Genomic DNA, 9,648 nt, shown 5'->3' on the forward strand with positions numbered 1-9,648 from the left:
CATGAAGCGAAACGTCATCCGGAGCCTGATCGCCGTCGCCACCCTCGGCTCGGCGCTGGCGCTCACGCAGGCGCCCGCGTCCGCCCAGGAGACCGACTCGGCGCCGGCACCCATGCAGGCGCCCGCATCCGCCCAGGAGACCGACTCGGCGCCGGCACCCATGCAGGCGCCCGCATCCGCCCAGGAGACCGACTCGGCGCCGGCACCCATGCAGGCGCCCGCATCCGCCCTGGAGGCCGGCTGGGCGCCGGTGCAGGACCTGGGCAGCGCCTACTTCTGCCAGGCCGCGGGCATCGCCGGGCAGACCTTCGGCCGCTGGCAACCCGGCGACTGGCGGTGCGTCGGCCCGGTCCTGTGGGTCCGCAACGACCCCCTCCTCGCCGGCGGCGCCCCAGCGTGAGCCCTTGCCCCGTCGGGGCTGGTGAGGTGGGCTCGGTCGGCGGCCGGACCTGATCGCGCGAGGCCGGGCCTGATCAGGGTCACGCCCCATGCCAAACCGGGCCAAGCCAAGCCAAGCCAAGCCAAGCCAAGCCAAGCCAAGCCAAGCCAAGCCAAGGAGGATCCCACCCGACCAATCCGGACAAACCCCTTGCGGCCCGCCGCCCTGCGGCTCCGCCGCACGACGGGACGCCACCTCGGCGGCTCCGCCCAACGACCGGCCTCCGCCTTCGGCGGGTCCACCCCACGACGGGCCACCACTTCGGCGGGTCCCCGCTGTGGGGACCACCCTCGGCGGCTCCGCCCCACGACGGGCCTCCGCCGTCGACGGGCCCACCCCACCACGGGCCTCCGCCTTCGGCGGGGTCCGCGCCACGACCGGCCGCCACCCGCGGTAGGTCACGCGGTGGAGGCCACCCTCTGTGAGTCCGCGCCACGACGGGCGGCCACCCGCGGTGGGTCCGCCCCATGACGGTCCGGTTCCGGGCCGCGACAAGGCCGGTGGGCGCCGCGTCCCCATCTGCGGCGTCCACCGGCCCGGTGTCAGCGCGGCTCGACCGCGAAGATCTCCAGGTCCCGGGGCGTGCCCTTCGCGCGGAACCAGCGTTTGCGGCGCACCTCGAAGCGCTCCGGGTCGAGCGCCTCCCGCACCGGGGCCGAGATCAGGACCTGCCCGCCGCCCGCGGCGTCGGCCACCCGGGCGGCCACGTTGACGTCCACGCCCAGGTAGTCGTGCCCCAGCTTGCGCGGCGTTCCGGCGTGCAGGCCCGCCCGCAGGCTCGGCCGGTGCCCGGAGATCTCCAGCTCGGCCACCCGCGCGCACGCCTCGACCGCTGCCTCGACCCCGGCTTCCGGCTCGGCGAAGACCGCCATCAGGCCGTCGCCGAGGCGTTTCACCACGCGGCCGCCGCGGCGGGTGATCTCGGGCTCGCTCACGCGCCCGACCTCGCGCAGCAGGCGGAGCGCGGCGTCGTCCCCGGCTTCGAGCGCCCACGTCGAGAAGCCCACGAGGTCGGTGAACAGGATCGTGATATCCGCGGTCTCGGTGGCGCGCCGGGAGTCGGTGAACGCCTGCCACACCTGGACCGCGGTCAGGCCCAGCTCGCGGAGCACGCTCGGCTCCGGGTTGTCGGCCAGGGCGCGCGCCAGCCGGTGCGATGGGAGCCGACCGGCGGTGGACAGCGGGTCGCCCATCTCGCTGTCGCCGGGCGCGAGCCGCCGCACGAACCGCGCGGTGCGGAGCAGGCTCTCCCGCCGGTCGACCTCGCGCAACGCCTGGCCCAGCCTGCTGCGGCGGCCACCGGGGGCCTCGTCGGTCACCGGCCCAGAATAGAGCCCGGCGATCATCCCCCGCGACGCGTCAGCCATCACCCCACCACCTGCTACGGCCAGCCACCACGGCCTCGCCGGTGACCAGGCGGCCAGGACAGCGACCCGCGGCCCCACCAATCACCCAGCCGCCTGCGACCATCCCCCGCAACGCGTCAGCAATCACCCCCAACCACCTGCTACGGCGAACCACCACGGCCTCGCCCGTGACCAGGCGACCAGGACAGCGACCCGCGATCCCACCGGTCACCCAGCGGCCCACGACCATCCCCGTGACGCGTCAGCGGTCACCCTCGCCGCGGGCGGCGAGCGCCTCTCCCAGCTCGTCGGCGTGCCGCAGCGTCCGGACGAGGAACGGGACGGTCAACGCGACCACCGAGCGGTCCGCGCCGCGCGCCTTGGCCGCCTCCCGGACCTCGCCGGCGATGCCGGTCAGCGTCGCCACGGCCTGCAGCGTCAACCCGACCAGCAGCCCGAGCCGGTCCGGCCGCACCCCGAACCGCCGCAGCGGGCCCAGCCCGCGCTCGATCGCGGTCACCAGGTCGTCGACGCGGGTCGTGACCGTCACCAGGTTCGCGGCGGCCAGCGCGGCGACGATCCGCAGGCACACCACGACCGCGGGCTCCAGCCCGAGCAGCCACCACTGCAACGCGAACACCACCGCGACGAGCAGCCCCAGCGACCGCAACAACCCCCAGCACCGCCGCCAGGACACCCGCGCCACGGCGTAACCGGCCACCGCGACCGCGCACAGCACCCCGAGCCACACCGGCGACCGCAACACGAAGATCACCACGGCGAGCGCCAGCAACACCAGGAACTTCACCCCCGCCGGGGTGCGGTGCAGGACGCTCGTGCCCGGCTCGTACCAGGCGTTCACGCGGTCAGCTTCCGGTACCAGGCCAGTGCCGGCCCGGGCGCGTCGTCCGCCACGACCCGGCCCGCGTCCAGCACCACGACCCGGTCGAAACCACCGAGCAGCTCCAGGTCGTGCGTCACTAGGACCACCTGCTGCGACAGCCCGGCCAGGGTCTCGGCGAACCGGCGCTTGTTGCGCAGGTCCAGCAGCGTCGTCGGCTCGTCGCAGACCAGGATGTCCGGCTCGAGCACCAGCATCGCGCACAGCGCCAGCAACTGCTTCTGCCCGCCGGACAGCTGGTGCGCCGGGTGGTCCACGTAGTCGCCGAGACCGTAGCGCGCCAGGACCTCCGCGGCCCGCGCCGCGCGCTCCGGTTTGGACAGCCCACTGCGGCGCAGCGAGAACGCGACGTCCTCACCGGCGGTGGGCATCACGATCTGGCTGTCCGGGTTGGTGAACAAGAACCCGACCCGCTTGCGCACCGCCCGGCCCTCGCGCACCGGGTCCAGCCCGTCGACCAGCACGCGGCCTTCCGTGGGGGCCACCAGTCCGTTGATCGTGCGCGCCAGCGTGGACTTGCCGGAACCGTTGGCGCCCACGAAAGCCACCCGCCGCTCCGGGATGCGCAAGTCCACATCGGACAGCACGACCCGCGAGCCGTACGCGTGCCCGACGCCCTCGAACTCGATCATCCCGTCTCCCACCTCGTCGCCACACCCACACCGCCGCCGGCGGACAGCGCGGCCAGACCGCACGACCCGGTCCGCCGCCGCACCAGTGTGCCGAACAGCCGCACGACCAGCACGGCGCCCGACGCTCCCCACGGGTGACCCAGCGCGATGGCCCCGCCGTCCGGGCTCACGACCTCCTCGTCGATCCCCGCCGCGTCCAGGCACGCCAGTGCCTGCCCGGCGAACGCCTCGTTGAACTCGACCACGTCCGGCCGCCGGTCCAGCACGCGCCGCATGGCGGGCACCGCGCCGAGGCCGAGCCGGTTCGGGTCCACCGCCGAGGTCGCCGACGCGGCCAGCCGCAGCCCCGGCACCCCCAGCCGCCGCTGCACCCGCTCGCTCACGATCAGCACCGCCGCCGCGCCGTCGTTGATCCCGCACGAGTTCGCCGCCGTCGCGGTGCCGTCCGGAGTGAACGCGGGCCGGAACCGGGCCAGCCGCGCCTCGGTGAAGCCGTCGCGCGGCCGCTCGTCACGCACCACCCCGGCCACCGGCACGATCTCGGCGTCGAACCGGCCCGCCCGCTGCGCCGCGACCGCGCGGGCGTGGCTGCGGGCGGCGAAAGCGTCCTGCCGCTGCCGCGAGATTCCGGCCTCCGCGGCGACCAGGTCGGCCGCCGGACCCATGTCCGGATCGCCGATCTCCGCCGGCGCGAACGGCGCCCGCGTGTAGAACTCGCCCGGCTCGCTGCTGCCGTCCACCCGCCAGGCGCGGAACGGCGCGGTCGACGCGCTCTCCACCCCGCCCGCGAGGAACACTTCCCCCTCGCCGGCGCGGATCATCGCCGCCGCGAGCGTGATGGCGGCCAGACCGCTCGCGCACTGCCGGTCGACGGTCACCCCGGGCACCGCGAGGCCCGCACGCAACGCGGCGACCCGCGCGGGGTTCCCGCCCGGCCCGAACACGTTCCCCAGCACCACGTCATCCACAGTGGACAGACCGGCGTCGTCGAGGGCGGCCCGCAGCACGGGCGCGGCGAGCTGGTCCACCGGCACCCCGCGCAGGGCGCCGAAGGCGTTGCCGATGGCAGTCCGCCGCGCGGCGATCACGACGGGGGTGGTCACGGCAGCTCCACGGACAGAGTCCCGAGCCGCGCGGCGGCGAGCGCACAGGCACGGCACGCGGCGATCACGACGGGGGTGGTCACGGCAGCTCCACGGACAGAGTCCCGAACTGCGCGGCGGCGAGCGCACCAGCACGGCACGCGGCGACGACAGACATGGTCATGCCAGTGGCTCCGTGGCAAGGCCCCGCTCGCGACCCGCGGCGAGGGGCACGCCGGCGTGGCGCGCGGCAATTGGGCCGGGGGTGGTCCGGCAGCTGACCGTGAGCACGGCGCCGCCAACGACCCGCGCGGCAACGAGCACACCAGCACGGCCCGCAACCATCAGAACAGTCACCTCAACGGCTCCACGGGCAGCGTCCCATCCGCCAGCCGCGCGGCGACCGACGCTCGGGCCGGCTTGCCGGACGGCGTGCGGGGCAGCGATTCGACCATCAGCCACCGCCGCGGGCGGTTCGCGGGTGACAGCCGGTTCCGGGCGACCGCCCGCAGCTCGCGCAGCCGGGGCGAGCCCTCAACCACCGCGGTCACCAGTTCGCCCAGGCGAGGGTGCGGGGTGCCGGTGACCAGCACGTCCACCACCCCGGGCACGGTCCGCAGCACGGCCTCGACCTCCTCGGCCGGCACGAGCCGTCCGCCGCTGGACACCGTGGCTCCCGATCGGCCCCGCACGATCAGCGCGCCGGACGCGTCGAACTGAACCAGGTCGCCCACCGTCGTCCAGTCGCCCGCCGCACGCAGGTCGCCGTCGCGGAGCTGGCCGGCGCAGGCCAGCCGCGACCGCACCCACAGCACCCCGTCGCGCACGTCCAGCTCCACCCCGGGCACCGGCCGCAGTCCCCCGGCGCCGCGCCGGATCGCGATCAGCGAGTGCTCCGCCGAGCCGTAGTACTCGATCAGCTCGGCCTCGGGCAGCACCCGCGCGAAGCGGTCACGCAGCTCGTCGCCGACGTGCGCCCCGCCGCACACCACCGTCCGCAACGCGCAGCGCCCGCCGCGCCGCTCCAGCACCGCGAGCAGCGCGGACAGCATCGCCGGCACCAGGTGCACGGTGGCGGCCTCCGTCCGGGCCGCGGCCTCGGCGTCCCAGCGCGGCAGGGTGACCACCGGCCGCCCGCACCACCGCGCGTGCAGCGCGCCGAACAGGAACAACGACGAGCTCAGCGGCCCCGGGATCAGCACCGGCCCGGGCAGCGGGCCGAGCGCGGCGAAGCTGCGCAGCCACGAATCACGGCTGCGCACCAGGACCTTCGGGCTGCCGCTGCTGCCCGAGGTCGTCGGCAGGTAGAAGAACGTCTCCCCATCACCCGCCTGCTCGACCGGTCCGGCAGGCGGCGGAGCCGGTGCGGTGACCACCAGGTCCGGGCGAGCGTCGGCGAGCACGGCGGCCCGCTCGTCCGGGGTCCAGGCCGGCTCGATCACCAGGGACGCGGCACCCAGCAGGTCCGCGCCGAGGAACCACGGGAGCACGTCGGGCACGTCGAGCGCGACCCGCGAGCCTTCGCCGATCCCACGCCCGGCGAGCCACCGGGCCGCGCCGTACGCCCGGCCGTCCGGGTCCATCACTCGCTCCGCGACGCCGATCCCACGAGCTTGCCGGGCAGCGCGCGGTGCACGACGGCGCCGATCAGGGCGACCGCGACGACCTTGGCCGCGTCGCCGGGCAGGAACACCAGCGACTGCACGGCGGCGGCGCCCAGGTCGCCGGTGTAGATGCCGAGGTAGGTGATGCCGAAGACGTAGTCGATGACCACACCGGCCGCGGCGGCGAGCAGCAGCACCGGCACGTTGGGGCGCTTCAGCCGCGCCACGATCAGGCCCACCACCAGCGCCGAGAAGATCCAGCCGATCAGGAACCCGCCGCTGGGCCCGATGAACGGCGCGATCCCGCCGCGGCCGCCGGACAGCAGCGGCAGGCCGATCGCGGTGAGCGCCAGGAACAACACGACCGACGCGGTGCCGCGGCGCGCCCCCAGCACGCAGCCGGCCAGCAGCGGGCCGGCGTTCTGGAGCACGATCGGCACGCCGGAGCCGCCGATGTAGAGGCCGGGGAAGAGCCCGAGCACGGCGATGAACGCGGCGAAGACGACGGTGCGGGCGAGGTCACCTGCGGGAAGGGCGGGGCGGGACACGCGGGAACGGTAACCCGTGCCCCGCCGCGGCGGGAAAGACGCAGGTCACATTCAGCTGTGATCCATGCGGTGGAACACGATCTCCCGCACGAACAACAGCACCGCGGCGGCCACCGGGATGGCGACCAGCGCGCCGACGATGCCGAGCAGCACCCCGCCCAGCACCACCGCGACGACCGTGACCAGCGCGGGCACGTCGACGAACCGGCCGATGATCTTCGGGGTCAGCAGGTAGTCCTCGACGAACCGGTAGACGATGAAGAACCCGACGGTGGCCAGGCACACCGGCCAGGACACGGTCAGCGCGGCCAGGCTCACCACGACCCCGGCGATGATCGCGCCGATCACCGGGATCAGGTCGAGCACCGCGAGCAGCAGCGCCAGCAGCACCGGGTACGGGATGCCGAAGATCGTGAACCAGATGAACCCCAGCACCCCGGCGATGATCGAGATGACCACGTTGCCCAGCACGTAGGAGCCGACCTTGGCGAAGATCTCGTCGCCGATGAGGATCGCGCGCGGACGCCGGGTGTGCGGGACGAAGCGGTAGATCGTGGCGCGCAGCCGCGGGAAGTCGGCGAGGAAGTAGATCGTCAGGACCAGCACGATCAGCGTGTCGGTGAGCGTGCCCAGCACCGCGCGGCCGCTGCCGAGCAGCCCGTTGACCAGGGCCGGGTTCGGGTCGCTGAACGTGCTCTGCAGTCGTTGTTGCAGGTCGAACCGCGCGCTGACCTGGCCGAGCCACGAGCTGCGGTCGCCCAGCCGCGCCAGGTACTCCGGCGCCTGGTCGATGAACCGGACGGCCTGGTCGACCAGCGGCGGGATGAGCGCGGCGAAGAACCCGGCGGCCAGGCCCAGCCCGCCGACCACGATCACCGTGACCGCCAGCGCCCGCGGCAGGCCGCGCCGGACCAGCCAGGACGCGAGCGGTTCCAGGCCGATCGCGGCGAACAGGGCCACACCGATGAGCACGAGCGTGCCGCTGGCGATGAACAGGAACCAGACGGCGCCCGCCGTGACGGCCGCTCCGGCCGCCGCGGCCATGCCCATGAAGAACGGCGAGCGCTTGTTCATCGGTTTGCCGGGCGGGCCCAGCGGGCGGTCCTCGCTGCTGATGCGCTCGGCCACGGCTTCGGCGTCGGCGACCGGGCCGGTGATGGCGTCACGAGGCTGGCCGACCAGTTCGTCTGGCCCCTCCGCATCCGCAGGTGACGCCGCCACGCTGGGCGAGTAACCCGGGACGGGGGTGGTGAAACAGGGCTGGTTTCGGGGGCGATTGACATCTAACATGTCAGTTGTGGAACGAGTGCGGCGGACGTTGCTGCGGGAAACCGCGCACCAGGTCATCCGGGACGCGATCGTGCGTGGCGATCTCGCGCCGGGCAGCGTGGTGCGCGACGCCGACCTGGCCGAGGAGCTGGGCCTGTCCCGGGCGCCGGTGCGTGACGCGCTGGCCCGGCTGGCCGACGAGGGCCTGATCGAGACCAAGCCGCAGAGCCACACGCGGGTCACGCCCCTGCTGTCGCGGGACGTCCGCGACGCGGCGGCGGTGGTGCGGGCGATGCACGAGCTGGCCGCGCGCACGGCGGTCCCACGGCTGAGCGACGCGGACTGCGACGCGATGGCGGCGGCCAACGACCGCTTCGCCGCCGCGGCCCGCGCCGGGGACGTCGACGGGGCCCTGCGCGCGGACGACGAACTGCACGACGTGCTGGTCCGCGCCTGCGGCAACCGGGCCGTCGCCGCGACGATCGACCGCTACACGCCGCTGATCCGCCGCCTGGAGCGAATCCGGTTCGGCGAGGGCGCCGGGCACCAGTCCGCGGAGCTGCACGAGCGGCTCATCGAGGCCTGCCGGGCCCGCGACGCCGCCCCGGCCACCGCGGTGACCACCGAGATCTGGCGGGAACTGGAGGACCTCGCCGACTGACCACCCGGCCGACGGCGCGAGCGCCGAACATCCCCGAACACGGCACGAACCGCACTCCCCCGCCGCCCGGAGCCATCCGCGAGCCCGCTCGGCACCGCCGAGGCCAACCCTGATTGGAGCCCCCATGTCCCTGGACGACTTCGAGCGCTATCCGCTGCTCTTCGGCCCCTCGCCGGTGCACCGGCTGGACCGGCTGACCGCCCACCTCGGCGGGGCCGAGGTGTGGGCCAAGCGCGAGGACTGCAACTCCGGCATCGCGTTCGGCGGGAACAAGACCCGCAAGCTGGAATACCTCGTCGCGGACGCGATCGCCCAGGGGTGCGACACCTTGGTGTCCATCGGCGGCGTCCAGTCCAACCACACCCGCCAGGTCGCGGCCGTCGCGGCGCGGGCCGGGCTCAAGTGCGTCCTGGTGCAGGAGAGCTGGGTCGACTGGCCGGACGCCGTCTACGACAAGGTCGGCAACATCCTGATCAGCCGCCTGGCCGGCGCCGAGGTGCGGCTGGTCAAGGCGGGCTTCGGCATCGGGTTCAAGGAGAGCTGGGAGCAGGCCCTCGACGAGATCCGTGAGCGCGGCGGCAAGCCGTACGCGATCCCGGCCGGCGCGTCCGACCATCGCCTGGGCGGGCTCGGCTTCGCCCGGTGGGCCGCCGAGGTCGCCGAGCAGGAGCGCGAGCTGGGCGTGCACTTCGACACGATCATCGTGTGCTCGGTCACCGGCTCCACGGAGGCCGGGATGATCGCCGGGTTCGCCGCGCTGGACGAGGACCGGCCGCGCCGCGTCCTCGGTATCGACGGCTCCGCCAAGCCGAAGGAGACCCGCGACCAGATCGCGCGCATCGCGCGGAACACCGCGTCGCTGCTCGGCGTCGAGCGGGAGCTGGACGTCGAGCTGGACGAGCGCTACCACGCCGGCATCTACGGCATCCCCGACGAGCAGACCCTGGATGCGATGAAGGTCGCCGCCCGCACCGAGGGCATGGTCACCGACCCGGTGTACGAGGGCAAGTCGATGGCCGGGCTGATCGACCTGGTGTCGCGCAAGGAGATCCCGGCCGGTTCGACCGTGCTGTACGCGCACCTCGGCGGCCAGCCCGCGCTCAACGGCTACAGCGCGCTGTTCAGCTGACGGCGAGGGCGCCCGGCCACGCGGCCGGGCGCCCTCC

At 74.4% G+C, this 9,648-nt stretch carries 10 protein-coding genes; 3 read left to right on the forward strand and 7 right to left on the reverse strand.

Annotated elements, in window-relative coordinates; all coding sequences use genetic code 11:
* Position 1: 1 nt before the first annotated feature.
* On the forward strand, positions 2 to 400 hold the full coding sequence (locus tag AMY39116_RS46320) for a hypothetical protein (protein ID WP_027936233.1): 399 nt from the start codon (positions 2 to 4) through the stop codon (positions 398 to 400).
* Positions 401 to 981: 581 nt separating this feature from the next.
* Here AMY39116_RS46320 and AMY39116_RS0326025 read toward each other — a convergent pair.
* From AMY39116_RS0326025 to AMY39116_RS0326065, 7 genes are all read right to left on the reverse strand, one after another.
* On the reverse strand, positions 982 to 1,806 hold the full coding sequence (locus AMY39116_RS0326025) for an adenylate/guanylate cyclase domain-containing protein (protein WP_235716224.1): 825 nt from the start codon (positions 1,804 to 1,806) through the stop codon (positions 982 to 984).
* Positions 1,807 to 2,047: 241 nt separating this feature from the next.
* Positions 2,048 to 2,647 carry an energy-coupling factor transporter transmembrane protein EcfT gene (locus AMY39116_RS0326030; RefSeq protein WP_020420547.1) on the reverse strand — a complete coding sequence of 200 codons (600 nt, stop codon included), beginning with the start codon at positions 2,645 to 2,647 and terminating at the stop codon, positions 2,048 to 2,050.
* Positions 2,644 to 3,318 carry an energy-coupling factor ABC transporter ATP-binding protein gene (locus AMY39116_RS0326035; protein WP_020420548.1) on the reverse strand — a complete coding sequence of 225 codons (675 nt, stop codon included), beginning with the start codon at positions 3,316 to 3,318 and terminating at the stop codon, positions 2,644 to 2,646. Before AMY39116_RS0326035 ends, AMY39116_RS0326030 begins: the two co-directional genes overlap by 4 nt.
* Positions 3,315 to 4,421: a thiolase family protein gene (locus AMY39116_RS0326040; protein WP_020420549.1), complete on the reverse strand. Its 1,107-nt coding sequence runs from the start codon at positions 4,419 to 4,421 to the stop codon at positions 3,315 to 3,317. The genes AMY39116_RS0326035 and AMY39116_RS0326040 overlap by 4 nt, the downstream gene beginning before the upstream one ends.
* A gap of 332 nt (positions 4,422 to 4,753) precedes the next feature.
* Complete coding sequence (locus tag AMY39116_RS0326055) at positions 4,754 to 5,983, reverse strand: class I adenylate-forming enzyme family protein (RefSeq protein ID WP_020420550.1); 1,230 nt, start codon at positions 5,981 to 5,983, stop codon at positions 4,754 to 4,756.
* Positions 5,983 to 6,552 (reverse strand): biotin transporter BioY, encoded by a 570-nt coding sequence (locus tag AMY39116_RS0326060; RefSeq protein ID WP_020420551.1) that lies wholly within the window; start codon positions 6,550 to 6,552, stop codon positions 5,983 to 5,985. The genes AMY39116_RS0326055 and AMY39116_RS0326060 overlap by 1 nt, the downstream gene beginning before the upstream one ends.
* Positions 6,553 to 6,603: 51 nt before the next feature.
* Positions 6,604 to 7,773: an AI-2E family transporter gene (locus AMY39116_RS0326065; RefSeq protein WP_020420552.1), complete on the reverse strand. Its 1,170-nt coding sequence runs from the start codon at positions 7,771 to 7,773 to the stop codon at positions 6,604 to 6,606.
* Positions 7,774 to 7,858: 85 nt separating this feature from the next.
* Between AMY39116_RS0326065 and AMY39116_RS0326070 the strand changes: the two genes are divergently transcribed.
* Together AMY39116_RS0326070 and AMY39116_RS0326075 are read left to right on the forward strand one after the other, a co-directional pair.
* Positions 7,859 to 8,482: an FCD domain-containing protein gene (locus AMY39116_RS0326070; protein ID WP_020420553.1), complete on the forward strand. Its 624-nt coding sequence runs from the start codon at positions 7,859 to 7,861 to the stop codon at positions 8,480 to 8,482.
* A gap of 124 nt (positions 8,483 to 8,606) precedes the next feature.
* A complete protein-coding gene (locus AMY39116_RS0326075; RefSeq protein ID WP_020420554.1) occupies positions 8,607 to 9,611 on the forward strand; it encodes a 1-aminocyclopropane-1-carboxylate deaminase in 1,005 nt (334 codons plus the stop codon).
* The last annotated feature ends 37 nt before the right edge of the window (positions 9,612 to 9,648 follow it).

This window comes from Amycolatopsis sp. ATCC 39116, from assembly GCF_000231075.2.
GTDB lineage: Bacteria > Actinomycetota > Actinomycetes > Mycobacteriales > Pseudonocardiaceae > Amycolatopsis_E > Amycolatopsis_E tucumanensis.